25 protein-coding genes, 1 tRNA gene, 1 pseudogene and 1 riboswitch are annotated in these 23,117 nt (G+C 68.7%); of the genes and pseudogenes, 18 read left to right on the forward strand and 9 right to left on the reverse strand.

Features of this window, described 5'->3' with window-relative positions; genetic code table 11:
• Nucleotides 1-59 precede the first annotated feature (59 nt).
• From ACGFSA_RS19040 to ACGFSA_RS19055, 4 genes are all read left to right on the forward strand, one after another.
• Nucleotides 60-491, forward strand: coding sequence for a Mov34/MPN/PAD-1 family protein (locus ACGFSA_RS19040; protein ID WP_393305607.1), 432 nt, complete (start codon nucleotides 60-62; stop codon nucleotides 489-491).
• A 143-nt stretch (nucleotides 492-634) separates the two neighbouring features.
• Nucleotides 635-760, forward strand: coding sequence for a putative leader peptide (locus ACGFSA_RS19045; protein ID WP_268250412.1), 126 nt, complete (start codon nucleotides 635-637; stop codon nucleotides 758-760).
• A 94-nt stretch (nucleotides 761-854) separates the two neighbouring features.
• Nucleotides 855-1,133: a MoaD/ThiS family protein gene (locus tag ACGFSA_RS19050; protein ID WP_358857702.1), complete on the forward strand. Its 279-nt coding sequence runs from the start codon at nucleotides 855-857 to the stop codon at nucleotides 1,131-1,133.
• Complete coding sequence (locus ACGFSA_RS19055) at nucleotides 1,133-2,083, forward strand: cysteine synthase (protein WP_327246117.1); 951 nt, start codon at nucleotides 1,133-1,135, stop codon at nucleotides 2,081-2,083. Before ACGFSA_RS19050 ends, ACGFSA_RS19055 begins: the two co-directional genes overlap by 1 nt.
• Before the next feature lie 97 nt (nucleotides 2,084-2,180).
• Here the strand turns inward: ACGFSA_RS19055 and ACGFSA_RS19060 are convergent, their stop codons facing one another.
• Nucleotides 2,181-2,660 (reverse strand): type II toxin-antitoxin system PemK/MazF family toxin, encoded by a 480-nt coding sequence (locus tag ACGFSA_RS19060; RefSeq protein WP_393305611.1) that lies wholly within the window; start codon nucleotides 2,658-2,660, stop codon nucleotides 2,181-2,183.
• 211 nt (nucleotides 2,661-2,871) lie between these two features.
• On the opposite strand from ACGFSA_RS19060, the gene ACGFSA_RS19065 reads away from it, so the two are divergent.
• Entirely contained in the window at nucleotides 2,872-3,624 is a 753-nt protein-coding gene (locus ACGFSA_RS19065; RefSeq protein WP_393305613.1) for an MBL fold metallo-hydrolase, read from the forward strand.
• A gap of 64 nt (nucleotides 3,625-3,688) precedes the next feature.
• On the opposite strand, the gene ACGFSA_RS19070 is transcribed toward ACGFSA_RS19065, so the two are convergent.
• On the reverse strand, nucleotides 3,689-4,999 hold the full coding sequence (locus ACGFSA_RS19070; protein WP_393305615.1) for a PTS transporter subunit EIIC: 1,311 nt from the start codon (nucleotides 4,997-4,999) through the stop codon (nucleotides 3,689-3,691).
• 221 nt (nucleotides 5,000-5,220) lie between these two features.
• On the opposite strand from ACGFSA_RS19070, the gene ACGFSA_RS19075 reads away from it, so the two are divergent.
• From ACGFSA_RS19075 to rdgB, 4 genes are all read left to right on the forward strand, one after another.
• A complete protein-coding gene (locus tag ACGFSA_RS19075; protein WP_037692518.1) occupies nucleotides 5,221-5,454 on the forward strand; it encodes a glucose PTS transporter subunit EIIB in 234 nt (77 codons plus the stop codon).
• A gap of 159 nt (nucleotides 5,455-5,613) precedes the next feature.
• Nucleotides 5,614-6,351 (forward strand): ribonuclease PH, encoded by a 738-nt coding sequence (gene rph / locus ACGFSA_RS19080; protein WP_393305618.1) that lies wholly within the window; start codon nucleotides 5,614-5,616, stop codon nucleotides 6,349-6,351.
• Nucleotides 6,352-6,453: 102 nt separating this feature from the next.
• Nucleotides 6,454-6,846 (forward strand): hypothetical protein, encoded by a 393-nt coding sequence (locus ACGFSA_RS19085; protein WP_393305620.1) that lies wholly within the window; start codon nucleotides 6,454-6,456, stop codon nucleotides 6,844-6,846.
• A 34-nt stretch (nucleotides 6,847-6,880) separates the two neighbouring features.
• Entirely contained in the window at nucleotides 6,881-7,483 is a 603-nt protein-coding gene (gene rdgB, locus ACGFSA_RS19090; RefSeq protein WP_393305622.1) for an RdgB/HAM1 family non-canonical purine NTP pyrophosphatase, read from the forward strand.
• Nucleotides 7,484-7,530: 47 nt separating this feature from the next.
• Here the strand turns inward: rdgB and ACGFSA_RS19095 are convergent.
• From ACGFSA_RS19095 to bcp, 4 genes are all read right to left on the reverse strand, one after another.
• Nucleotides 7,531-7,609: transfer RNA gene (locus ACGFSA_RS19095), tRNA-Leu, on the reverse strand.
• A gap of 14 nt (nucleotides 7,610-7,623) precedes the next feature.
• The gene (locus ACGFSA_RS19100; protein WP_393305624.1) at nucleotides 7,624-8,211 is read right to left on the reverse strand and encodes an HNH endonuclease; all 588 of its coding nucleotides are present in this window, start codon (nucleotides 8,209-8,211) and stop codon (nucleotides 7,624-7,626) included.
• Nucleotides 8,208-8,828: an HNH endonuclease gene (locus ACGFSA_RS19105; RefSeq protein ID WP_393305626.1), complete on the reverse strand. Its 621-nt coding sequence runs from the start codon at nucleotides 8,826-8,828 to the stop codon at nucleotides 8,208-8,210. The genes ACGFSA_RS19100 and ACGFSA_RS19105 overlap by 4 nt, the downstream gene beginning before the upstream one ends.
• Nucleotides 8,829-9,051: 223 nt before the next feature.
• Nucleotides 9,052-9,519: a thioredoxin-dependent thiol peroxidase gene (bcp, locus tag ACGFSA_RS19110; RefSeq protein WP_366135696.1), complete on the reverse strand. Its 468-nt coding sequence runs from the start codon at nucleotides 9,517-9,519 to the stop codon at nucleotides 9,052-9,054.
• A gap of 127 nt (nucleotides 9,520-9,646) precedes the next feature.
• Between bcp and ACGFSA_RS19115 the strand changes: the two genes are divergently transcribed.
• The 3 genes from ACGFSA_RS19115 to ACGFSA_RS19125 all read left to right on the forward strand — a co-directional run bounded on the left by ACGFSA_RS19115 (nucleotide 9,647) and on the right by ACGFSA_RS19125 (nucleotide 10,867).
• Complete coding sequence (locus tag ACGFSA_RS19115) at nucleotides 9,647-9,967, forward strand: DUF3618 domain-containing protein (RefSeq protein WP_393305629.1); 321 nt, start codon at nucleotides 9,647-9,649, stop codon at nucleotides 9,965-9,967.
• Nucleotides 9,968-10,021: 54 nt separating this feature from the next.
• Nucleotides 10,022-10,360: a co-chaperone GroES gene (locus ACGFSA_RS19120; RefSeq protein WP_030923137.1), complete on the forward strand. Its 339-nt coding sequence runs from the start codon at nucleotides 10,022-10,024 to the stop codon at nucleotides 10,358-10,360.
• Between the two features lie 75 nt (nucleotides 10,361-10,435).
• Nucleotides 10,436-10,507: riboswitch (guanidine-III (ykkC-III) riboswitch) on the forward strand.
• A 39-nt stretch (nucleotides 10,508-10,546) separates the two neighbouring features.
• Nucleotides 10,547-10,867 (forward strand): DMT family transporter, encoded by a 321-nt coding sequence (locus ACGFSA_RS19125; RefSeq protein ID WP_393305631.1) that lies wholly within the window; start codon nucleotides 10,547-10,549, stop codon nucleotides 10,865-10,867.
• 15 nt (nucleotides 10,868-10,882) lie between these two features.
• Here the strand turns inward: ACGFSA_RS19125 and ACGFSA_RS19130 are convergent, their stop codons facing one another.
• Nucleotides 10,883-13,210 carry a transglycosylase domain-containing protein gene (locus tag ACGFSA_RS19130; RefSeq protein ID WP_393305633.1) on the reverse strand — a complete coding sequence of 776 codons (2,328 nt, stop codon included), beginning with the start codon at nucleotides 13,208-13,210 and terminating at the stop codon, nucleotides 10,883-10,885.
• 212 nt (nucleotides 13,211-13,422) lie between these two features.
• Between ACGFSA_RS19130 and ACGFSA_RS19135 the strand changes: the two genes are divergently transcribed.
• The 4 genes and pseudogenes from ACGFSA_RS19135 to ACGFSA_RS19150 form a co-directional block, all read left to right on the forward strand.
• Nucleotides 13,423-14,223: an ABC transporter permease gene (locus ACGFSA_RS19135; RefSeq protein WP_393305635.1), complete on the forward strand. Its 801-nt coding sequence runs from the start codon at nucleotides 13,423-13,425 to the stop codon at nucleotides 14,221-14,223.
• The gene (locus ACGFSA_RS19140) at nucleotides 14,216-15,088 is read left to right on the forward strand and encodes an ABC transporter permease (protein WP_393305637.1); all 873 of its coding nucleotides are present in this window, start codon (nucleotides 14,216-14,218) and stop codon (nucleotides 15,086-15,088) included. Before ACGFSA_RS19135 ends, ACGFSA_RS19140 begins: the two co-directional genes overlap by 8 nt.
• 24 nt (nucleotides 15,089-15,112) lie before the next feature.
• Entirely contained in the window at nucleotides 15,113-16,093 is a 981-nt protein-coding gene (locus ACGFSA_RS19145) for an ATP-binding cassette domain-containing protein (RefSeq protein ID WP_393305639.1), read from the forward strand.
• 42 nt (nucleotides 16,094-16,135) lie between these two features.
• Nucleotides 16,136-16,252, forward strand: a pseudogene (locus ACGFSA_RS19150) (DUF1707 domain-containing protein); the annotation flags it as partial.
• A gap of 134 nt (nucleotides 16,253-16,386) precedes the next feature.
• Here ACGFSA_RS19150 and ACGFSA_RS19155 read toward each other — a convergent pair.
• On the reverse strand, nucleotides 16,387-20,403 hold the full coding sequence (locus tag ACGFSA_RS19155) for a carboxypeptidase regulatory-like domain-containing protein (RefSeq protein WP_393305641.1): 4,017 nt from the start codon (nucleotides 20,401-20,403) through the stop codon (nucleotides 16,387-16,389).
• A 34-nt stretch (nucleotides 20,404-20,437) separates the two neighbouring features.
• On the opposite strand from ACGFSA_RS19155, the gene ACGFSA_RS19160 reads away from it, so the two are divergent.
• Nucleotides 20,438-20,581: a hypothetical protein gene (locus tag ACGFSA_RS19160; protein WP_393305643.1), complete on the forward strand. Its 144-nt coding sequence runs from the start codon at nucleotides 20,438-20,440 to the stop codon at nucleotides 20,579-20,581.
• Nucleotides 20,582-21,139: 558 nt separating this feature from the next.
• Entirely contained in the window at nucleotides 21,140-22,534 is a 1,395-nt protein-coding gene (locus ACGFSA_RS19165) for a DUF445 domain-containing protein (RefSeq protein ID WP_393305645.1), read from the forward strand.
• A gap of 148 nt (nucleotides 22,535-22,682) precedes the next feature.
• Here ACGFSA_RS19165 and ACGFSA_RS19170 read toward each other — a convergent pair whose 3' ends face one another.
• Nucleotides 22,683-22,985, reverse strand: a complete 303-nt coding sequence (locus ACGFSA_RS19170; RefSeq protein ID WP_366692168.1) for a hypothetical protein — start codon at nucleotides 22,983-22,985, stop codon at nucleotides 22,683-22,685.
• Nucleotides 22,986-23,117: the final 132 nt, after the last annotated feature.

Genomic DNA, 23,117 nt, shown 5'->3' on the forward strand with positions numbered 1-23,117 from the left:
CATACGGGCCCCGCGTACCACTCCTCGGTGCGCGGGGGCCGTCTGCTTATCCTGGCGCCATGCTGACCATCACCCAGGAGCTGTACGACCAGATCGTCGCGCACTCCCGCGCGGACCACCCCGACGAGGCGTGCGGCGTGGTCGCGGGCCCGGCCGGAACCGGCCGCGCCGAACGCTTCATCCCCATGCTCAACGCCGCCCGCTCGCCCACGTTCTACGAGTTCGACTCCGCGGACCTGCTGAAGCTCTACCGCGAGATGGACGACCGCGACGAGGAGCCGGTGATCGTCTACCACTCGCACACGGCGACCGAGGCGTACCCCTCGCGCACCGACATCACGTACGCCAATGAGCCCGGCGCCCACTACGTGCTCGTCTCCACCGCCGACACCGACGACGCGGGCCCCTTCCAGTTCCGCTCGTACCGCATCGTGGACGGCGTGATCACCGAGGAGGACGTCAAGGTCGTCGGGGCGTACGAACCCGCCTGACCTCCAGCGGGCCGGGGCGAACCCCCGCCCCGGTCCGCCGCGGCTCCCCGCGCTGCCCCCGACCGTCCACCAGGCGAACGCTCACCATCCACCAGGTGAGATCACATGCCGGACTCCGGACCGGGAATCGATACGATGAGCCCATGGTTCCCCATGACGTGAGCGACAAGACGCCGGGCATGCTGCTCGTCGCGCGCCTGCACGTCGACCTGTGCAGGCTCTCCAGCGCGATCTGTACAAGCCGCCTGCCCGCCGGCCGCAAGGCCTGAGCCGGGCCGCGGCCCCGAGCACCGTCCAGACACACCACCCCCGCGCGGGGGCAGAGCCGCGCGCCACCACTCCGCTTTCGACAGGAGCCACGCCATGGCCATCGAGGTCCGCATCCCGACCATCCTCCGCACCTACACCGACGGCGCCAAGGCCGTCGACGGCACCGGAGAGACCCTCGCCGACCTCTTCACGGACCTCGACAGCCGCTACAACGGCATCCGTGAGCGCATCGTCGACGGCGACCAGCTCCGTCGCTTCGTGAACGTCTACCTCAACGACGAGGACGTCCGCTTCCTCGACGGAATCTCCACCAAGCTCAGCGACGGCGACAGCGTCACCATCCTCCCGGCCGTCGCCGGCGGCATGAACTGATGCGGTACGACAGCCCGCTCGCCGCAGTGGGCAACACCCCGCTCGTCCGCCTGCCGCGGCTGTCACCGTCGGACGACGTCCGCATCTGGGCCAAGCTGGAGGACCGCAACCCCACCGGCTCGATCAAGGACCGCCCCGCGCTCCACATGGTCGAACAGGCCGAGAAGGACGGCCGGTTGACCCCCGGCTGCACCATCCTGGAGCCCACCAGCGGCAACACCGGCATTTCGCTCGCCATGGCGGCCAAGCTCAAGGGCTACCGCATCGTCTGCGTCATGCCGGAGAACACCTCGCAGGAACGGCGCGACCTGCTCGCCATGTGGGGCGCCGAGATCATCTCCTCCCCGGCGGCCGGGGGCTCCAACACAGCCGTCCGCGTCGCCAAGGAACTGGCCGCCGAGCACCCCGACTGGGTGATGCTCTACCAGTACGGCAACCCGGACAACGCGGGCGCCCACTACGCCACCACCGGTCCCGAAATCTTCGCCGACCTGCCCTCCATCACCCACTTCGTGGCGGGCCTCGGCACCACGGGCACACTCATGGGCGTGGGCCGCTACCTGCGCGAACAGAAGCCCGACATCAAGATCGTCGCCGCCGAGCCGCGCTACGACGACCTCGTCTACGGGCTCCGCAACCTTGACGAGGGCTTCGTCCCCGAGCTCTACGACGCCTCGGTCCTCACCACCCGCTTCTCAGTCGGCTCCGCCGACGCCGTCACCCGCACCCGCGAACTCCTCCAGCAGGAGGGCATCTTCGCGGGCGTCTCCACCGGCGCCGCACTCCACGCGGCGATCGGAGTCGGCACCAAGGCGGTCAAGGCGGGGGAGACGGCCGACATCGTCTTCGTCGTCGCCGACGGCGGCTGGAAGTACCTGTCGACGGGCGTCTACACGGCCCCCACGACGGAAGCGGCCATCGAAACGCTGCACGGCCAGCTCTGGGCGTAAGAGGAGCTCACACCAAGTCGCCGTACTCCGTCCCGCCCCCGGCCGCCGGACCCGCCGGAATTCCAGCGGGTCCGGCGGCCGAGGGCTTTTTCGACCGTCACCCGATCCCGCGCACCCGCTCCCACACCGCCGGGTCCACCGTCCCCACCCGCCGCCGGAACCCCCGCACCGCCACATCCCGCAGCTCGTCCGTCTCCAGGAAACTCGCGCGCCCCTGCGCGTCCCCCACCGAACCCGGCGGCAGCGCGATCACCCCGGGCCGCTCCTCGTGGTGTTTGCTGGTGATCTTCGCGACGAGCGCCGCACCGTCCCGAACCGACAGCACCAGACAGGGCCGGTCCTTCGCCCCCGGCCCGTCCTCGTACGGAACCTCCGCCCACCAGATCTCACCCGGCCGCGGCGCCCGTTCCGGCCCGCCCCGCGGCCCTTCCCGCCTGCCCGGCGGACGCGTCTGCCGCGCAGAACGCCCACCAGGGCGCTGACGCCCCCGCCCGAGCCGCCCCCGCCCGTCGGCAATCGCGGCAATGAGAGCGAGCAGTACGACCACGGCCAGAGCCGGCCACCAGGACATGTCCATGCCCCGACGGTACCGGCGCCCCCGCAGGCCCGCTCTCCGCACCCCGCTCTCCGCACCCCGCCCTCCGCACCCGCTTCCATCGAACCGGTGACAGAGCAGGTGAGTTCGCCCACAACGGCAGGCCCCAGAGGAGCGACCAAGTGTTTCGCGCCTTACGCTCAACAAATCGCACGAACCCTCCCCGTTCCCACGTCTCGGAGGTTCACGCTCCATGAAGCTCACCGTCGTCGGCTGCTCCGGCTCGTTCCCGTCCGCGGGTTCGGCATGTTCGAGCTACCTCGTAGAGGCCGACGGCTTCAGGCTGCTCCTCGACATGGGCAACGGCGCCCTCGGTGAGCTGCAGCGCCACGTCGGTCTCTACGACCTCGACGCCATCTTCCTCAGCCATCTCCATGTCGATCACTGCATTGACATGTGCGCGTACTTCGTCGTCCGCTACTACCGGCACGACGGCGGACGTCCCGCGTCCATCCCGGTCTACGGCCCCGACGGCACCGAACAGCGACTGACCACCGCCCACGCCGACACCCCGTCCGACCGGTCCATGGGCGAGGTCTTCGACTTCCACACGCTGAAGCCCGGCTCGTTCGACATCGGCCCCTTCTCGGTCCGTACGGAGAAGGTCTGTCACCCCATCGACGCCTTCGGTATCCGCATCGAGCACGGCGGCCGCACCCTCGCGTACTCCGGCGACACCGGTATCTGCGAGGCGCTGGACGAACTCGCGGAGGGCGCCGATCTGTTCCTCTGCGAAGCATCGTTCGTCTACGGCAAGGAAGACATCCCGGACCTCCACCTCAACGGCCGCGAAGCAGGCGAGATCGCCGCACGCGCGAAGGTGGGACGGCTCGTCCTCACTCACATCCCGCCGTGGACGGACGCGGACCGCAACCTGGCCGACGCCCGCACGGTCTACCGCGGACCGGCGGAGCTGGCGGTTCCGGGCGCGGTCTACGAGATCTAGTGCCGGGAGGGGCACCAGGGCGTCGGGTACGCACGACGGCCGGGGGCGGAGCCCGGCCGAAGACCTACTTGACGAGGTCTTTCTCGATCTGCGCCTCCAGTTCGTCGGGCTCGCGGCCGGGGGTCTGGAGGTTGAACCGGGTGATGGCGAACCGGAAGATCACGTAATACACCACTGCGAAGCAGAAGCCGATCGGAATGATCAACCAGGGCTTCGTGGCCAGGCTCCAATTGATGACGTAGTCGATCAGACCCGCCGAGAAACTGAAGCCGTCCTTCACTCCGAGCCCCCAGCTCACCGCCATCGAGACACCGGTGAGCACCGCGTGGATCACATACAGAAGGGGGGCGACGAAGAGGAACGAGTACTCGATCGGCTCGGTGATACCCGTCACGAACGACGTCAGACCGACCGAGAGCATCATGCCGCCGACCGCCTTCCGGCGATGCGGTTTGGCGCAGTGGTAGATCGCCAGCGCCGCAGCCGGGAGCGCGAACATCATGATCGGGAAGAAGCCCGTGGTGAACTGCCCGGCCGTCGGATCGCCCGCCAGGAACCGGTTGATGTCACCGTGCACGACCGTCCCGTCCGGTTTGGTGAAGTCGCCGAACTGGAACCAGACGAACGTGTTCAGGAACTGGTGCAGGCCGACGACCAGCAGTGCGCGGTTGGCAACACCGAAGATGCCGGAGCCCAGCCAGTTCAGGTCCACCAGCCACTTGGAGAAACCGGTCAGACCGTCACCGATCGGCGCCCACAGCCAGGCGCACAGGGCGGCGAAGGCCAGACCGACGAACGCCATGATGATCGGCACGAGACGGCGGCCGTTGAAGAAGCCCAGCCAGTCGACCAGCTTGACCCGGTGGTACCGCTGCCAGAACCACGCCGACATCAGCCCCATCACGATGCCGCCGAACACCCCGGGGTTCTGGTACTGGGCGACCGTCACCTTCGCGTTGCCGGTGACGCAGGTGCCGAACCAGGTGCCGCCCGCGGTGAAGGTGGAACCCGGTGCGCAGTCCACCGGGAAGGCGTGCAGCACCGCGTAGTAGACGAGGAAGCCGGTCACCGCCGCGAGCGCCGTCGAACCGTCCGACTTCTTCGCCATGCCGATCGCGACCCCGACGCAGAACAACAACGGCAGTCCGAGACCGGAGTCGAGGAGCGCTCCACCGGCAGCGGCGAAGACCTTCGCGACGTCGTCCCAGCCGAGACCCTCGTCGCCGAACACGTCCGGCTGACCGAGCCGGTTGAGAATGCCGGCCGCCGGCAGCACCGCGATCGGGAGCTGGAGGCTGCGTCCCATCTTCTGGAGGCCCTGGAAGAAGCCGTGCCACCACATCTTCCGTGGTGCTGTGGCGCTGCTCGAGCTCATCGGCATCCTCCCGGAACAGGCCACGTTCGGCGGTCGTCGCAAAGTGGTGCAGACCAGTTGCGGCGCGGTCCGCAACCCGCCCGGAGGACAGAGCACCGGTGATCGTCATCATTGGTGATGATCAGGTTGCTCGCTCGCGAAGTTGGGCCAATCGTGCGTTACCGTGACGAAACGGACCCATGGTGGGTCGGCGCCGGACGTGGAGAACCAGGGAGAACCACATGGCCAGCAAGGCTGAGAAGATCGTCGCCGGGCTCGGCGGGATCGACAACATCGAAGAAATCGAAGGCTGCATCACCCGCCTCCGCACCGAGGTCATCGACCCGAGCAAGGTCGACGAAGCCGCACTCAAGGCCGCCGGGGCCCACGGGGTCGTCAAGATGGGCACCGCGATCCAGGTCGTCATCGGCACCGACGCCGACCCCATCGCCGCCGACATCGAAGACATGATGTGACGACCACTCGCTGAGCCGGCCCGGCTCCGCACCCCACAGGCCCCGAACCCACCAGAACGGGGCCTGCGGCAGACCCCCACCAGCCCCCCTCTGCACCCCCCACCCGGCCCCCGGCACACCCCGACCGGCGCCCACGGCCCAGCCGATAGGCTCGACGCCATGTCTCGTATCGACGGCCGCACCCCCGAAGAGCTCCGCCCCATCACCATCGAACGCGGATGGAGCAAGCACGCCGAAGGCTCAGTCCTCATCTCCTTCGGCGACACCAAGGTTTTCTGCACCGCCTCCTTCACCGAAGGCGTCCCGCGCTGGCGCAAGGGCAGTGGCGAAGGCTGGGTCACCGCCGAATACTCCATGCTGCCCCGCTCCACCAACACCCGCGGCGACCGCGAAGCCGTACGCGGCAAGATCGGCGGTCGCACCCACGAGATCAGCCGCCTCATCGGCCGGTCCCTGCGCGCCGTGATCGACTACAAGGCACTCGGCGAGAACACCGTCGTCCTCGACTGCGACGTCCTCCAGGCCGACGGCGGCACCCGCACCGCCGCCATCACCGGTGCGTACGTCGCCCTCGCCGACGCCATCACCTGGGCCCAGCACAAGAAGCTCATCAAGCACGGCCGCAAGCCGCTGACCGGCACCGTCTCCGCCGTCAGCGTCGGCATCGTCGGCGGCACGCCGCTCCTCGACCTCTGCTACGAGGAGGACGTCCGCGCCGAGACCGACATGAACGTCGTCTGCACCGGCGACGGCCGCTTCGTCGAGGTCCAGGGCACCGCCGAGGCCGAGCCCTTCGACCGCAAGGAACTGAACGAGCTCCTCGACCTCGCCACCAGCGGCTGCGTCGACCTCCACGCCATCCAGCAGGCGGCCCTCGCCCGCACGCTCGGCGAGTAAAGAAGCAACCAAGAACGCGCCACAGAGCGTCGTTACGAGTACGGACGCACGGGTCGAACCGTGCGTCCGTCCGCGTATCCGCACCCGGGGAGGAACCGCACCATGGCCAAGGCCACCCGCCACCGCCGCGTCACCGTCGCGCTGACCCTGACCGCCCTCACCCTCACCGCCGCGGCCGGCTGCGGCGCCGTCGACAAGGCCCTCGACTGCGTCCGTACCGCCGACGCCATAGCCACCAGCGTCGACAACCTCCAACAGGCCGTCTCCAACGCCTCGAACGACCCCACCCAGGCATCCGAGGCCCTCGACAAGATAGACAAGGAACTCGGTAACCTCGGCGACAAGATGGACAACGCCGACCTCTCCAAGGCCGTCGACGACCTCCAGGCCGGCGTCAAGAACGTCCGCGACGCCATCGACAAGGGCGACGCCACCCCGGACATCACCCCGGTCACCGACGCCGCCAAGGAGATCGGCAACGTCTGCACCTCATAGCGGACCCCGCCCGGCACCCCGCGATAATCGGCATATGACCCGCCTGATCCTCGCCACCCGCAACGCCGGGAAAATCACCGAACTCCACGCGATCCTCGCCGACGCAGGGCTCACCCACGAACTCGTCGGCGCGGACGCGTACCCCGAGATCCCCGACGTCAAGGAGACCGGCGTCACCTTCGCCGAGAACGCCCTCCTCAAGGCCCACGCCCTGGCCCAGGCCACCGGCCACCCCGCGATCGCCGACGACTCCGGCCTCTGCGTCGACGTACTCGGCGGCGCCCCCGGCATCTTCTCGGCCCGCTGGGCCGGCACCCACGGCGACGACCGCGCCAACCTGGACCTGCTGCTGGCCCAGCTCTCCGACATCGACGACACCCACCGCGCCGCCCACTTCGCCTGCGCGGCAGCCCTCGCCCTCCCGGACGGCACGGAACGCGTGGTCGAGGGCCGCCTCCTGGGCACTCTCCGCCACACCCCGGCCGGCACGAACGGCTTCGGCTACGACCCGATCCTGCAGCCGGAGGGCATGACCCGGACCTGCGCGGAACTGACGGCGCAGGAGAAGAACGCGATCAGCCACCGGGGGAAGGCGTTCAGGGCGCTGGTGCCGGTGGTGCGGGAGCTGGTGGGGTGACAGCACGATGCCGGGTCTCCTCGGAGGAGCCCGGCATCGGCTTCGTATGGTGCGCCCGGTCGGACTCGAACCGACACAAAACACGACTACCTAAAAGTCGCCGCTCACCAGTTGGCGTACGGGCGCAAACCAAAGCAATGTTACTGCTTCTTGGGGGATGATCGGGAGCGATTGGCGAATGTATCCGTCTGGCTGTGGCAGGACGGACAGAGGTACCGCAGGTTCTCGCGGCGATTGTCCAGCCGGTCGCCATTGATGTGGTCGATCTCCAGCACCAGGCACCTGCCCCGCCAGACATCGCCAATGCCACACGCTGCACACTCGTGCGGAACGTTCAGGTCATCAAGCGCGCGTCGCAGATGAGCGGTCCTCGTCCGGGGCGAGGGCGGGTCGAGCCGCCTCAGGATCTCCCCCGCAGGTTTGCGATAGGGAGAGGAAGATCCGAGGAAGTGGCCCTGCCCTGTGAAGTGTTCGGTTGAAATGCTGTGCGCTTCGATGCTGCGCTTCACGAGAGCGCGACCGGCGCCGTTGTCGGCACGACCCAGAAGCTTGAGTATGCCTGCGAAGCTGAACGAGGCCTCCACGGCAGCCACCAGCTCGTCTCGGTTCAGGTAGGAGCGCACTCCGCTGCCGAGCGTGGCGCCGAGTCTGCGCATCAGATCCACCATGCTGGATGACTCGGCTGCAGCCGACGCCAGCCGCTCGCGCGTGTACTGGGGACTTTTCACGCCGCCTTCTGCTTCCGCCCGCGGTAAGTGTCGGTCACCGAGTGGCAGTTGGGGCAGAGGAACTGCAAGTTCTCCGGTCGGTTGTCCCACCAGTCGGCGTTCTTGTGATCCACCTCAAGCCGCAGTGGTTTGCCGTTCCATACGGCGCCTGTCCCGCATTCGGCGCAGAGCTCCGGTATTCCGAGCCGAAGGAGTTCTCGGCAGAGTCGTGAGCGTTGGATCCGCCCGTCCTGCGGAGAGCCCAGAACGAGTAGGTTGCCGCGTGAACCTTTCGCGCGGCCTCGGCGCATCGTGAAGTGGGATATGTCGATGCCCAGTGACGCGATCCGCCTGCTGATGTGCGTGTGGCTACCGCCGACAGGGTTGATCCCCAGCCGTTGCAAGACCTCTCTCACCGATGCGGACGCTGCAACCGATTCCCGCAAAGATTCCTCCGAGTACCGCACCCACTTCTTCGGGAAGTGGGAGGTATCGATGTTCGCCGCTCTCAGCTTCTCGCGCAGGTATCGCCTGCTGCCCGCAGTGGGTGTGCCCCCGCACCAGCGGACCGCGTCGTCGTAGTTGGTTGTCTCGCGTGCCGCCTCTTCGAGCAGCTCTCGCGTGTATCGAACCGCCATCGATCCCCTCCGTATCCGACCGCGCGTTCGCGGCCTCGTCCGGAGCAACGAACCGTTTATCGGATGGTCACGTCCGATATGCGGCGAGATGTGGAACGGTCCGCACCACTTCGGCTGAAGCGGTGCGGGCCGTTCCCGGGGGACGGGGCTTCTGCGCGGTCATGGCGGTCGCAAACCGATGGGGAGCGAAAACGCGATGCCCGTCACAGGGGCGTGGCGTCGGTCAGATGCCGAGGTCCTTGATGATTTTGGCGACGTGGCCGGTGGCCCTGACGTTGTAGAGGGCGCGCTCGACCTTGCCTTCTTCGTCGACGACGACGGTGGAGCGGATGACGCCCGTCACCGTTTTGCCGTAGGAGTTCTTCTCGCCGTACGCGCCGTATGCCTCGAGGGTCTCCTTGGAGGGGTCGCCGACGAGCGTGACCTTGAGGTTTTCCTTCTCGCGGAACTTGGCGAGCTTCTCGGGCTTGTCGGGGGAGACGCCGATGACGTCGTATCCGGCGCCGGCCAGGAGTTCCAGGTTGTCGGTGAAGTCGCAGGCCTGCTTGGTGCAGCCGGGGGTGAGGGCGGCCGGGTAGAAGTAGACGATGACTTTGCGTCCCTTGTGGTCGGCGAGCGAGATGTCGTTGCCGTCGGCGTCGGGGAGGGTGAAGGCGGGGGCGGTGTCGCCGGGCTGGAGTCGCTCGCTCATGGTTCTCCTCAGGGGCGTGTGGGCTGTACGGGACCGAGCGTAATAGGGGTGCCGTCGGGTGTGCGGGCGGCTGAGCTGACAGACTGGCGCTGAAGGTTTACCGGACGAGGACCACGGAGGCGGCGCAGTGTCGGATGCCAGGACCCCTGCGCAGATCGAGGCGGACATCATCAGCAGGCGTGAGCAGCTTGCGGTGGTGCTCGATGAGATCGGGGTGCGGGTGCACCCGAAGACGATCATCGGTGATGCGAAGGCCAAGGCTGCCGAGGCCGTGGACCGGACGGCCGGGCGGGCGTTCGTCGCGGTGAATCGGACGATGTCGGACGTGAAGGCGCAGTTTGTGTCGGAGGATGGGGCGCCGCGTCTGGAGCGGGTGGTTCCGGCGGCGTTGCTGGCGGCCGGCGTGGTGGGGCTGCTTGTGGTGTCGGCGCGGCGCAAGAAGCGCTGAGAAGGCTGACCCCGGGGGCGTGCGGGACGGCTGCGGGCAGGTAGGTTTCGGGGCGTGAGCGAGAACACCGACGACAAGCTGCCCATTCGCATGCTGCATGACCGCGTGCTGGTCCGGTCCGATACGCCTGAGGGCGAGCGGCGTTCGGGCGGCGGCATTCTGATTCCGGCGACTGCTGCGGTGGGGCGCCGGCTGGCCTGGGCCGTGGTGGTTGCGGTCGGCCAGAATGTGCGGACGGTGGAGCCGGGCGACCGGGTGCTGTATGACCCGGAGGACCGTGCCGAGGTCGAGGTGCGGGGTGTGGCGTACGTGCTGATGCGGGAGCGGGATCTGCATGCGGTGGCGGCGGACCGGTTCGAGGGTTCGGTGGATTCGACCGGGCTGTATCTGTAGCCCTGTAGCCCTGTAGCCCTGTTGTCTGCGAGATGTGTGGCGTAAGGCCTGGTGACACCCGTCACCAGGCCTTTTGTATGCTCTTTGCTATGTTGGTGGGACCCCGACGAGACGCGCCGTACCGGGTTTCCGCAAAGACGACGCACCTGTGATGTCCGTGTGTTTGTGGTGTTCGGAGGTGCCGTCGTGGCGTGGGTTCTGCTGGTTGTTGCCGGTCTGCTGGAAGTGGGCTGGTCGATCGGGATGAAGTACACGGATGGGTTCACCCGGTTGTGGCCGAGTGTGTTCACCGGGTTCGGGATCGTGGCCAGTATGGTGCTGTTGTCGCAGGCGGCGAAGTCGTTGCCGATCGGTACGGCGTACGGCGTGTGGGTCGGTATCGGTGCGGCGGGGGCGGCGGTGCTCGGCATGGTGGTGCTGGGTGAGCCGGTGACCGCCGCCCGGATTTTCTTCGTGTCTCTGTTGCTGGTGGCTGTGGTGGGGCTGAAGGCGACGTCGGGGCACTGAGAGGAGCCCCGTAGGTCACTCGTTCGGGGTCCCCAGGGTGTCGTCGGCGCCCTGCGGGAAGAGTTCTTCGATGCCGCCGTTGTCGTTCCCGAAGATGTCCGCGCTGCCGCCGTCCAGGGGGCCGGCGGGCGGTGCCGGGGTGGCGGGGCCGCTGCCGGCGGGGTTGGTGGGCGGGGTGCTGGGCGGGCTGCTCGGCGGTGGGCCGGACGGTGTCTCGGGCGGGGTTCCGGTGTTGGTGGGGCCGGTGCCTTCGCCGGTGGGCAGGGTGGGTTCCTCGCCGCCCCTTTCGAGTTCGAGGTCGAATTCTTCGATGCTGCTGCCGTTGAGTGCGGCGCCGGTGTACTGGGCCCAGGTCCGGGCGGGGGCGCCTGCGCCGCTGACGCGGGACAGGCCGAGTGCTCCGTAGAGCGGTTTCTGTACGCCGGTGTCGGGGTCCTGGCCCATGACGGCGATGACGGTCGCGAGGTTCGGGGTGTAGCCGGCGAACCAGGCGGCCTTGTCCTCCTCGGCGGTGCCGGTCTTGCCGGCGGCGGGGCGGCCGGCGCCCTGGGCGGCGGTTCCCGATCCGTTTTCGACGACGCTCTGCAGGATCGCGGTGGTGGTGTCGGCGGCTTCGCGGCTGACGGTTTGCTCGGTGTGACGGCCGGGGAGTGCGAGTTCCTCGGCGTCCTTGCTGATCTTGTCGACGAGGGTGTAGGTGCCGTGCTTGCCGTGGTTGGCGAGTGTCGCGTAGGCCTGGGTCATGTCGAGGACGCTGGCGGTGGCGGTGCCGAGTGCGATGGACGGCGAGGCGGTCAGGTCGGGGGTGTTCTTGGGGATGCCGAGGCCGATGGCGGTGTCTTCGACGTTGCCGGGGTCGACGTCCTCGGCCATCTGCGCGTAGACGGCGTTGACGGACTTGTCGGTGGCGGCTCGGACGGTGATGGGTCCGTAGCTGATGTCGTCCTCGTTGGCGGGGGCGTATCCGGTGGGTCCGTTCGGGCCCTGCACCATGCGTCTGTTGGTGCCGTCGTAGAGGGTGTTGGGGGCGATGCGCCGGCCGTCCTGGGTGGTGGACCGGTTGGCGACGGCGGCGGTGAAGACGAACGGTTTGAAGGTGGAGCCGACCTGGTAGTCGCGGCGGGTGGCGTTGTTGACGTACTGCTTGGTGTAGTCGATGCCGCCGTACATGGCGACGACCCGGCCGTTCGAGGGGTCGATGGAGGCGCCGCCGACGCGGACGTTGCGGTCGGCCGGGCGCTCCGTGCTCGTCATCGACATCACGTTGTCGTTGACGGCTTTGACCAGGGCGTTCTGTTTCTTCTTCTCCAGTGTGGTGGTGATGCGGTAGCCGCCGGTGGCGAGCGTGTTCTCATCGATGATCTTGTGGGTGGTGAGGTAGTCCTTGACGGCCTGGACGATGTAGCCGCGCTGTCCGGAGAGTCCGGTGGAGGTCTTCACCTTGTCGGGCACGGGGAACCGCATGGTGGCGCGTTCGGATGCGCTGAGCCAGTTCTCCTTGACCATGCCGTCGAGTACGTAGTTCCAGCGGGCGACGGCCGCGGGCTTGTTCTCGGGGTGGACGACGACGTCGTAGGCGCTGGGGGCGTTGAGCAGGGAGGCGAGGTACGCGCCTTCGGCGGCGGTGATGTCGCCGATGTCCTTGCCGTAGTACGCCTGGGCCGCGGCCTGGATGCCGTAGGCGTTGCGGCCGAAGTAGCTGGTGTTGAGGTAGCCCTCGAAGATCTGGTCCTTGCTCACTTCGCGGTTGAGCTTGATGGCGATGAAGAACTCCTTGGCCTTGCGCATGAGGGTCTGTTCCTGGCCGAGGTAGTAGTTCTTCACGAACTGCTGGGTGATGGTGGAGCCGCCCTGTGTGCCCTTGCCGGTGAGGGTGTTCCAGCCGGCGCGGAACATTGCCTTGATGTCGACGGCGCGTTCGGAGTGGAAGTTCCGGTCCTCGGCGGCGAGGACGGCGTGCTGGACGGTGAGGGGGACCTGGGCGAGCTGGATGTTCTGCCGGTTGATCTCGCCGTCGCGGGCGATGAAGCTGCCGTCCTTGTAGAGGTAGACGTTGGACTGCGCGGTGGCGGTGGGGTTGGCGGGTGGGATGCCGACGAGCTGGTATCCGGCGATGAATCCGCCGATCAGGACCAGGGCGATGACGAGGAGCGTGGCGAGCGTCACCCGCCAGGTGGGGACGGCTCGGCGCCAGCCGGTGCGTCCGGGGCGGTTCTTGCTTCCCTTTTTCTTCCCGCCGGGGGCGGCTGGGCCTGCGGGGGCGCCGGTGCCCGCAGAGGGGTCCCTCGGGGCCCAGTTCCCATTGCCGGGCTCCCCGCTCTGCTGCTGCGGCTCGTCGCTCATATCGGTGGAGGCTCCTCGGCTGCGGTCAATTCCCTCATAGTGCCCTTTTCTGTGGAATAAGCCCCGGATCGACCCCGGGTCGACCTGCGATCGCTCCCGGATCGGCCGTCGAAAAGCGGTCGCGGTGGCTGTTCCCGCCGCACTAAGGTCGTGCGCTTTGGTGTCCAACGCGGTTGGGCGCACGAGTGCGAACGAGCGCGGGGGTGATGGGGATGCGGTTGTACGCGGTGGTTGCGGCGGGCGGGTTCCGGCGCCATGCCACCTACCGGATCGCGACGGCGGCGGGGGTGTTCACCAACACCGTCTTCGGTTTCATCCTGGCGTACACCTATACGGCGCTGTGGGACGAGCGTCCGCACCTCGGCGGATACGACCTGTCCCAGGCGCTGACGTATGTGTGGCTGGGGCAGGCGCTGCTGGCGACCTCCGCGATGATGGGCGGCGGTTTCGAGGACGAGTTGGTCGAGCGGATCCGTACCGGCGATGTGGCGGTCGACCTCTATCGGCCGGTCGATCTTCAACTGTGGTGGCTGGCCGGTGACTTGGGGCGGGCTGCGTTCCAGTTGCTGGCGCGGGGCGTCGTGCCGATGGTGCTGGGGGCGCTGGCGTTCCCACTGGCTCTGCCCGGCTCGCCGGGGGTCTGGTTGGCGTTCCTGGTTTCGGTGACGCTCGGGGTCGTGGTCGGTTTCGCTCTGCGCTATCTGGTGGCGCTCTCCGCGTTCTGGCTGATGGACGGGGCGGGTGCGGCACAGATCGCGTTCCTGGCGGGGCTGTTCTTTTCGGGGCTGCTGCTTCCGCTGACGTTGTTCCCGGGGGCGCTGGGCGAGGTGGCGCGGACGTTGCCGTGGTCGGCGCTGCTCCAGGTGCCGGCCGATGTGTTCCTCGGGAAGCACACGGGGTGGGGGCTGGTGGAGGCGTTCGCTTTCCAGGGTGGCTGGGCGCTGGCGTTGTTGCTGGCGGGGCGGTTGGTGCAGTCGGTGGCGACACGGAGGGTGGTGGTTCAGGGTGGCTGAGGTCACCGAGGTCTCGAGGGCCGTCGAGGTTCCCGACGCGGTGTTCGCCGAGCGGTCGAGGCTGGTCGAAGGGGTTCGTGCGTACGGGCTGATCGTCGCGATGTGGCTGCGGTCGACGATGGCGTACCGTGCCTCGTTCGCCATGACGGCGTTCGGGAACTTCGCGGCGACGGGCTTCGACTTCGTCGCGATCCTGCTGATGTTCGCGCACGTCGACGAGTTGGGCGGCTACACGCTGCCGGAGATCGCCCTGCTGTACGGGGCTTCGGGCACCGCGTTCGGGCTGGCCGATCTGGTGCTGGGGTCGATGGACCGGCTGGGCCGCCGGGTCCGGGACGGCACGCTGGACACGCTGCTGGTGCGCCCGGTTCCGGTGCTGGCCCAGGTGGCGGCGGACCGGTTCGCACTGCGCAGGCTGGGGCGGATCACGCAGGGGCTGCTGGTGCTCGGTTACGGGCTGGCGGTGCTGGACATCGCGTGGACGCCGCTGAAGGTGGTCATGATTCCGCTGATGCTGCTGAGCGGGGCGGCGGTCTTCGGTGCGGTGTTCGTGGGCGGGGCGGCGTTCCAGTTCTTCGCGCAGGACGCGGCGGAGGTGCAGAACTCCTTCACGTACGGCGGGAACACGCTGCTGCAGTACCCGCCGACGGTCTTCGCGAAGGACCTGGTGCGCGGGGTGACGTTCGTGGTGCCGCTGGCCTTCGTGAACTGGCTGCCCGCGCTGTATGTGCTGGGCCGGGAGTACCCGCTGGGGCTGCCGGAGTGGGTGGCGTTCCTGCCGCCGGTGGTGGCGGGGGTGTGCTGGGTGCTCGCGGGGGCGGCGTGGCGGGCGGGGCTGCGCTCGTACCGGAGCACGGGCAACTGAGGACGAGCGGAGCGAGGACGGGGCATGACCACGGGTACGGGTTTCATTGAGCTCGACGGTGTCGAGAAGGTCTTCGAGGTGCGCCGCAGGACGGGTTTCCTGCGCAGCGAGCGGCGCGAGGTCCGCGCGGTCGACGGGATCGGCTTCCGGGTGGAGCGTGGCGAGATGGTCGGCTACATCGGTCCGAACGGCGCGGGCAAGTCGACCACCATCAAGATGCTGACGGGCATCCTCACCCCGAGCGGCGGGCGGCTGCGGGTCGCGGGCATCGACCCGTCCAGGGAGCGTACGAGGCTGGCGCACCGGATCGGTGTGGTCTTCGGCCAGCGCACCACACTCTGGTGGGACCTGCCGCTGCGCGACTCGTACCGGCTGGTGCACCGGATGTACCGGGTCCCCGACGCCCGGTTCCGGGAGAACCTGGACCGCTGTGTCGAACTCCTGGATCTGGGAGCGCTGTTGGATGTGCCGGTGCGGCAGCTGTCGCTCGGGCAGCGGATGCGCGGCGACATCGCGGCGGCGCTGCTGCACGACCCGGAGGTGCTGTATCTGGACGAGCCGACGATCGGTCTGGATGTGGTCTCCAAGGCCAAGGTCCGTGGATTTCTTCGGGACTTGAATGCCGAGCGGGGTACGACGGTGCTGCTCACCACTCACGATCTGACGGACATCGAGCAGCTCTGCCGTCGGGTGATGGTGATCGACCACGGCCGCCTGATGTACGACGGTGCGCTCGCCGGGCTGCATGAGGTAGGCGAGAGCGAGCGCACGCTGGTTGTGGACCTGGAGCGTGAACTCCCGCCGATCCGCCTGGAGTCGGAGCCTTCGGTGCGTACGGTGAAGGTGGAGGGGCCGAGGCAGTGGCTGGCGTTCCCGGCCTCGGAGTCGGCCGCGCCGCTGGTCGCCCGGATCGCCGCGGACTACCCGCTGGTCGACCTGTCGGTGCGGGAACCTGACATCGAGGCCGTGATCGCGAGGATGTACGCGTCGGCCACCGCCCAGTAGATCGGTGACGGGAGCGCACGCGTTTTCAACAGGCTGCGCGGTATGACACGTGAGCTTCCGGGCATGCGTGCTTCCGACGCCGAGCGTGAACGTGTCGCCGAGATCCTGCGCGAGGCGGTGGCCGAGGGCCGGCTGGACCGGGAGCGCGGGCGTGAGCGGGGGCGGCTGGAAAAGGGCCAGGGCTAGGGCCGTGACCCGCGCTGCTCCTCTACGACTGCACGGCGAGCGCCCGCTTGGTGTGCGGCGCGGGCCGGCCCCGAGGGGCCGGCCCGCGCTGTTTCACGGGGACAGGGTCACGGGGTCTTCTTCAGCGTGAAGTTGCCGGTCGTCGTCTCCCCCTTCTTGAGCTTCACAGTGGTGACCACCGGCTGGTAGCCGTCCTTGGCCACGATCACGGTGACGGGGTTGTTGCGGGTGTCGAACCACAGGCCGAAGGTGCCGTCCTTGGCGGTCCGCAGGGTGTAGCTCGTCGTCGAGGCGTTGATCTGGATGGTCGCCCCGGCCAGTGGCGCGGTGCCGCCCTTGCCGTCCGCGCCGAGCACGGTGCCGGCGTACTTGCCCCAGTCCTTCGGCGGGTTGACGTGCATCTTCACGCCGACGTCGGCGACCGAGTACGGGGTGTCGGTCTGGACGGTCAGCGCCGCGGTGTAGTCGCCGGGCTGGGTGACCTCGGGGACCGTGGCGTCCAGGCCGACGGTGATCGTGGTGCTCTCCCCGGGCTGGAGTGTCACCTTGTCCTTGCTCGTGGACAGCCAGCTGACGTCCGAGGACTCGCCGCCCTGGTCGTAGCCGGGCAGCACCTCGACGGTGGACACCGGCGGCGTCGAGCTGCCGCCGGGGTTGCCGCCGACCTTGTAGAAGCCGGAGGCAGCTCCCACACGGTAGACGCTGGTGTTGGCGTTGGGCAGTGCGGTCCAGCTGCCGGTGCCCGGGTCGAAGGCGTAGCCCTGGTTGGTGATGGCGGCGCTGTTGTTGACGACACCGCTGGAGACCAGCAGCTTGCCGTTGCCCACGCTGTACGCCGAACCCCACAGGTCGGCGGGCATGTCGACGACGGGCGACCAGCTGTCGGCGCCCGGGTCGTAGACGTAGGCGTGCTTGGTCGTACTGCTGCCGCTGCTGCCACCGGCGCAGTAGAGCTTGCCGTCGATGCCACCGCAGGACTGCCAGGAGATCGGCTCCGGGTAGGAGGCGATCTGGGACCAGCTGTCGGACGCAGGGTCGTAGACCGTGGCGTCCGTGGTGCCACAGCTGCTGGTGCAGCCGCCGACGACGTACAGCTTGCCGCCGAGCACCGCGCTGCCCGAACCGGCGTACGGCTTGGGCGAGGACGCCTTGGTGGACCAGCTGTTCGACGCCGGATCGTAGACCTCCAGCTTGGCGTCGGGGTCGCCGTCGGCACCCCAGCCGCCGACCACGTACAGCTTGCCGCCGATGAAGCCGTGGGCCGGGTTGCCCTCGCGGGTGTCGGCCGCGGAGGCCAGCTTGGTCCAGGAGCCGCTGTCGGGGTCGTAGGCGTACAGCGCGTTGGTGTCCGCGCTGCCTGTGTAGCCGAAGGCGGAGTAGACCTTGCCGCCGTAGAAGGCGACCGCGTTGTCCTGCACAGCGGTCGGCAGGTTGGCCACCGGCTGCCAGGCGTCACCGGCCGCGTTGGCTGCCGGAGCCGCATCCGAGGTCTTGCCCTTGCTGAGGGCCAGCGGGGAGTAGTTGCCCTTCACCAGGTTGAGCGGCGCGCCGCCCTTGGCCTGCTGGGTGAAGCCGCCCGGCTGCTCGCCCAGGGTGAGGCTGGCAGGCGCACCGCCGGTGTTCTTCACCGTCAGGTTCTGGGTGGCCTTCTTGCCCCAGTCGACCGTCTTGTCGATCGAGCCGGGGGTGAACGCCAGCTTGCCGGCCTTCAGGCTGAAGTTCGCCTTGTTGGTGCTGTCCGCCGCCACGCCCACCGACTTGTCCAGGTCGGCGTAGTGCGACTTGGAGGCGGTGAAGGTGTGGCTGCCGGTCTTGGAGGTGAACATCCAGTAGAAGCCGCCGCCGAGCGCCGGGTCGTCCGGGGTGGCCGCGGTGATGGCCTTGTCCTGCGAGGCGTCGGTGTTGACGACAGTGGCGCCGACGACGCCCTCGTCGGTGTTGGCGTCCTTCACGGTACCGGCCACCAGGCCACCGTTGACAGGCTCGTAGGTCCGCTTGCCCACGAACACGTTGTCGAGCTCCCACCAGTAGCCGTAGCTGCCCGTGAAGTGGAACCGCAGCTGCACGCCGGGCTTCCGGGCGTAGTCGGTCAGTGGCAGCTCGACATGGGCAGGGCCGGTCAGGGTGGTGGTGCGGTTCCAGATGTTGGTCCAGGTCGCACCGCCGTCAGTGCTGACGTCGATGTTGCCGGTCTGGTTGCTGTAGCTCTTGTAGTCGGTGTCGAACTCCAGTTGCGGGCTGTCGTTGCCGGTCAGGTCGAAGACCGGCGTGATCAGCGAGCTGTCCTGCTTCTTGCCGCTGCCGATCTTGTCACTGTCGACCATGGCGAAGGCGCCGGAACCGCCGGTCTTGTTACCCCGGTTACCGAAGTCGTTGAAGGCCCAGCCGCCGGTGGTGCCGTCGGCGTTGACCACGCTCCAGCCCTCGGGGGCGCCGGCGGTGGAGTCGAAGGGCTCGGTCGGGCCGGACCGCTTGACCTGGTAACCGGGCGCCGTGGCCGCCTGGGCGTCCACCGGGACCGCGACGTTCACGGTCTGCGCCGCGTCATCCACGGTCACCTGCTTGGTGACCGCCTGGTAGCCGGGGTACACGGAGGTGAAGTGCAGGGTGTAGTCAGCGCCCTGCGGCAGGTCGACGCTGTACGCACCGGTGTACGGGTCGGTGAAGACCGGGGCGCCGGGCACGTCATCGATGGTGATCTTCGTGTAGAGCGGCCAGCCGTGGCCGGAGCCGTCGGTCACCTTACCGGTCACGGTCTGCCGGGCCACCGCGTCCAGCGCGAAGTCGGTCGTGACGGTACCACCGTCGACGACGACGCTGTGGGCCTTCTTGGGCGCGTACCCGTAGGCGTACGCGGCCATGTTGTAGGTGCCAGGCGGCACCGTCAGGTTGTAGTGCCCCTGGGCGTCGGTGGTCGCCCGGTAGATACCGGCTACGACGGAGGCGCCGGAAAGCGCCTTGCCGGAGCTGTCGGTGACGGTGCCGGAGACCTCGCCGTGCGGGCCGACGCGGAAGGCGGCGAGACCGTTGGGCGTGCCCAGACCGGTCGGGCCGTCATAGCCCTGACCCGCGGTGCAGAGGTACGACGGGTTGCAGCTGCCGTTGGAACCCTGCGTCACGTCATTGAGCGCGGACGGCTTCTTGTACGGGTACGAGTTCGGGTAGCTGCCCTCGGCCGGGGTGCCGGCCGCGGCGTACGCACCCGCGATGATCGGCGACGAGGCACTGGTGCCGCCGTACACGGACCAGCCGGATCCGCCGTAGGTCTGGTACACCGAGACGCCGGTGACCGGGTCGGCGACCGCGGCGACGTCGGCGACGGCCCGCTTGTCACAACCCGTGTCGGTCTGGAAGGCCGGCTTGGGCTCGTACAGCGAACAGCCCGAGCCCGGACCGCCGTAACTGTTGTGCCACACCGACTCGGACCAGCCGCGGCTGGTGTTGGTGTCCCGCTTCAGGGCGGTACCGCCGACCGAGGTCACGTACTGCGAGGCGGCCGGGTAGGAGACTCCGTAGTCGCTGTCGCCGGAGGAGGCGACCATGGCCACGCCCGGGTGGTTGTAGTGGGCGTCCAACTCCGTGGTCTCGGACGGGTCCTCACCGCTGCCCGGCGTGGAGTCGTAGCCGGTTCCGTAGGAGTTGGACACGTACTTGGCGCCCTGCGCGACGGCCTGGTCGACGGCCGCGCCGATGTCCTCGAAGCTGGCACTGTCGGCCTCGACCAGCAGGATGTGGGCGTTGGGGGCGGCCGCGGAGACCATGTCGAGGTCGAGCGATATCTCGCCCGCCCAACCGGCGTTCGGCGCCGGGTAGTTCGTGCCACCGCGCTGGTCGATCTTCTTGAAGCAGCCGTTGTCGGTGGTGCAGGCGGGCAGGCCGTACTGCTGGCGGTAGACGGCCAGGTCGGCCTCGGCGGTCGGGCCGTCGTAGGCGTCGACGATGGCTATCGTCTGGCCCGCTCCGCCGTTCGCCGGCAGGTTGTACGCGCCCTGCAGGTCAGCGGGGCCGAAGCCGTTCGGCGTACTGGCCGTCGGCTGGACGCCCTTGACGCCCTCGATGTCGGTGCGACGCAGCGCCAAGCAGCTGAACTCGCCCTTCTTGGGCGTGCTGCAGACCTGTTCCACCCCAGGATGCGTCGCGGTGGCGGCGGTGCCCGGAGTGGCTGCTGCGGCGCCGGTGGCGGCCTGGGCGGCGGGGAAGCCCGCAACCGTGACGGCGACGGCCGCTGCGGTTAAAGCAGCCAGCCGCGCGGAGATCTTCCGCGCGGCCGGTCTCGAATTCCTCGATGTGCGCAATGTGTGACTCCATACTGTTGAGCTGGGGGTCGACCCTTGCGCTGGTTCTCGGTCGACAGCGGATGGAATTCACCCGCCGGGACGACCCTCAACCATGATCATGTCCTTGACAAGAGAGCATGCGATGGCGGATACATGACATGGCGTGAATCCGCCGGTGCCATGCGGGGGAGATTTCCCGACGGAACGTCACAACTTGTTTACGCCGTGCGCACAAGCGGACGCCGATGGACACCCCAGCCAGTGCCCCTGGCTGGACGACGTGATGACGCCCCCGGACGACCCGTACCGGCACGACGCGTCCCCGGGAGCAGCGGCGGAGCGGCTGAGGGTGCCCATCCGTGCTACGTCCGCAGTCCCGGCACCGGGGAGCCGGCGGTCGACGGCCGGAGGACCGCGCAGAGCGGCCGGGGCCAGGGGGCCCGCGCCGCCGTCACAGCTGGCCGGACGTGGGCCGGTCCCGTTCCAGGGCATCGGGAACTCGACGTGCGTCCCGGGAGTAGGTCAGGTAGGGACAATGCGTACGGGACACCGGGGGCGATGCGTACGCGGACGGGTGGAGCGGATGGAACGGATCGATCGGACCGGACCCGGGGAACAGGGTGCGGGGCAGACGCAGCACGCCCGGAAGCAGGTGGCGGGCGCGCCCGGTCCCGCGCCCGGTCCCGCGCCCGGCGGCCGCCCGGCCCCCCTCGCCTCGTTCGCGTACACCGCGGCCGACGAGGAGAAGCGTCGCGGCGTACGCCGGATGAAGACCACGGCCACGGGCCTCCTTCTGCTGGTCGCGCTCGTGTACATCCTCGCCACCTGGGCGAAGAACGCGGGCGTGGGCGGCTGGCCGGGCTTCGTCGCCGCGGCCGCCGAGGCGGGGATGGTGGGTGCGCTGGCCGACTGGTTCGCCGTCACGGCGCTGTTCAAGCGTCCGCTCGGTCTGCCGATCCCGCACACCGCCATCATCCCCACCAAGAAGGACCAGCTCGGAGCCTCGCTGGGTTCCTTCGTGGGCGAGAATTTCCTCTCCGGCGATGTCGTACGGAGCCGTATCCATGCCCTCGGTATCGGTGGGCGGCTGGGTGCCTGGCTGGCCGAGCCGGACCACGCCGACCGGGTCACCGCCGAGCTGTCGACCGCGCTGCGCGGTGCGCTGACGGTGCTGCGGGACTCCGATGTGCAGGCCGTGGTGGGTGAGGCGATCACACGGCGGGCCAACGCGGCGGAGATCGGCCCCGGGCTCGGCAAGATGCTGGAGAAGATCGTCGCGGACGGCGGTCACCGCAAGATGGTGGACCTGATCTGTGTGCGCGCCCACGACTGGCTGGTGCTGCACGGCGATTCGGTGATGGACGCGGTGCAGGGCGGGGCGCCGGGCTGGACGCCGCGGTTCGTCGACAAGCGGGTGGGGGAGCGGGTCTACAAGGAGCTGCTGCGCTTCATCACGGAGATGCGGGACATGCCGGAGCACCCGGCGCGCGCTTCGATCGACACGTTCCTGACGGACTTCGCGTCCGACCTTCAGACCGACTCGGACACCCGGGCGCGGGTGGAGCGGCTGAAGTCGGAGATCCTGGGGCGCGGCGAGGTCCAGGAGGTCATCGCGTCGGCCTGGTCGTCCCTACGCACGATGATGATCGCGGCGGCGGAGGACGAGCAGAGCGAGCTGCGGCTGCGGGCGCGCGCCTCGCTGCTGACGTTCGGCGCGCGGCTGGCGACGGACGGGCGGATGCAGGCCAAGCTGGAGGGCTGGCTGGAGGACGCGGCGGTGCATGTCGTCACGAGGTACCGCGCGGAGATCACCTCGCTGATCAGTGACACGGTCGCGAGCTGGGACGCGGACCAGACGTCGAAGAAGATCGAGGCACACATCGGCCGTGACCTGCAGTTCATCCGGATCAACGGCACGGTGGTGGGTGCGCTGGCGGGCCTGCTGATCTACACGGTGTCGCAGGCGTTCGGCGCCTGAGCACCGTCCCCCGGCGAGGGTTCCGGGTGCGTACCCGTCCTGTCGTACGGGTACGCACCCGGCTTTGAGGCCGCGGGGGAGTGCTCTTGAATACGGGCCCCGGCGCGCCCGCGTTCAGTGTGCTGCGGGCCTGATGGGAAAAAATTTCTCAGGCGGCGCGGCGGGTGACCGCCCACGACGCGGCGGCGACGGTGCCCGCCACGGTGAAGACGGCAGGCCAGGCGCCGACCTTCTTGGCCAGCGGGTGCGATCCGGCGAACGCGGCGACGTACGCCGTGGTCAGTGCGACGGCCGCACGTGGTCCGGCCTGCCGGTTCCACTCGTACGCGGCGACTGTGCCCGCTGCGGCGAGCGCGACCCCGCCGAGCGGCCGCTTCTTGGTCCACCGCGCGACCGCGTACCCGCCGACGAGTCCGCTCGCCGCCACTGCCGCCGTAGGAACCTTTGCCATCGCCGCCACCTTCGCCTTCTCGTGTTGTGGCTCTTGTTGTGGCTTCCGAGGCTAACGCGGTTGGCGGACACCCGGGCCCCCAGGGGGTGCACAAGCGTTTACCCTTGGGGGTGAACGTCTGTGCACCCCTTG

Origin of the sequence: Streptomyces sp. NPDC048496 (genome assembly GCF_043200055.1) — a bacterium.
Lineage (GTDB): Bacteria > Actinomycetota > Actinomycetes > Streptomycetales > Streptomycetaceae > Streptomyces.

What these genes read in the sequence shown, in the direction of transcription:
- rdgB (WP_393305622.1), top strand. Translation starts at nt 6,881, where the DNA reads ATGACCCGCCTGATCCTCGCCACCCGCAACGCCGGGAAAATCACCGAA.
- ACGFSA_RS19065 (WP_393305613.1), top strand. Translation starts at nt 2,872, where the DNA reads ATGAAGCTCACCGTCGTCGGCTGCTCCGGCTCGTTCCCGTCCGCGGGT.
- ACGFSA_RS19135 (WP_393305635.1), top strand. Translation starts at nt 13,423, where the DNA reads ATGCGGTTGTACGCGGTGGTTGCGGCGGGCGGGTTCCGGCGCCATGCC.
- ACGFSA_RS19085 (WP_393305620.1), top strand. Translation starts at nt 6,454, where the DNA reads ATGGCCAAGGCCACCCGCCACCGCCGCGTCACCGTCGCGCTGACCCTG.
- ACGFSA_RS19055 (WP_327246117.1), top strand. Translation starts at nt 1,133, where the DNA reads ATGCGGTACGACAGCCCGCTCGCCGCAGTGGGCAACACCCCGCTCGTC.
- ACGFSA_RS19165 (WP_393305645.1), top strand. Translation starts at nt 21,140, where the DNA reads ATGGAACGGATCGATCGGACCGGACCCGGGGAACAGGGTGCGGGGCAG.
- ACGFSA_RS19040 (WP_393305607.1), top strand. Translation starts at nt 60, where the DNA reads ATGCTGACCATCACCCAGGAGCTGTACGACCAGATCGTCGCGCACTCC.
- ACGFSA_RS19045 (WP_268250412.1), top strand. Translation starts at nt 635, where the DNA reads ATGGTTCCCCATGACGTGAGCGACAAGACGCCGGGCATGCTGCTCGTC.
- ACGFSA_RS19145 (WP_393305639.1), top strand. Translation starts at nt 15,113, where the DNA reads ATGACCACGGGTACGGGTTTCATTGAGCTCGACGGTGTCGAGAAGGTC.
- ACGFSA_RS19170 (WP_366692168.1), bottom strand. Translation starts at nt 22,985, where the DNA reads ATGGCAAAGGTTCCTACGGCGGCAGTGGCGGCGAGCGGACTCGTCGGC.
- ACGFSA_RS19075 (WP_037692518.1), top strand. Translation starts at nt 5,221, where the DNA reads ATGGCCAGCAAGGCTGAGAAGATCGTCGCCGGGCTCGGCGGGATCGAC.
- bcp (WP_366135696.1), bottom strand. Translation starts at nt 9,519, where the DNA reads ATGAGCGAGCGACTCCAGCCCGGCGACACCGCCCCCGCCTTCACCCTC.
- rph (WP_393305618.1), top strand. Translation starts at nt 5,614, where the DNA reads ATGTCTCGTATCGACGGCCGCACCCCCGAAGAGCTCCGCCCCATCACC.
- ACGFSA_RS19070 (WP_393305615.1), bottom strand. Translation starts at nt 4,999, where the DNA reads ATGAGCTCGAGCAGCGCCACAGCACCACGGAAGATGTGGTGGCACGGC.
- ACGFSA_RS19050 (WP_358857702.1), top strand. Translation starts at nt 855, where the DNA reads ATGGCCATCGAGGTCCGCATCCCGACCATCCTCCGCACCTACACCGAC.
- ACGFSA_RS19130 (WP_393305633.1), bottom strand. Translation starts at nt 13,210, where the DNA reads ATGAGCGACGAGCCGCAGCAGCAGAGCGGGGAGCCCGGCAATGGGAAC.
- ACGFSA_RS19105 (WP_393305626.1), bottom strand. Translation starts at nt 8,828, where the DNA reads ATGGCGGTTCGATACACGCGAGAGCTGCTCGAAGAGGCGGCACGCGAG.
- ACGFSA_RS19060 (WP_393305611.1), bottom strand. Translation starts at nt 2,660, where the DNA reads ATGGACATGTCCTGGTGGCCGGCTCTGGCCGTGGTCGTACTGCTCGCT.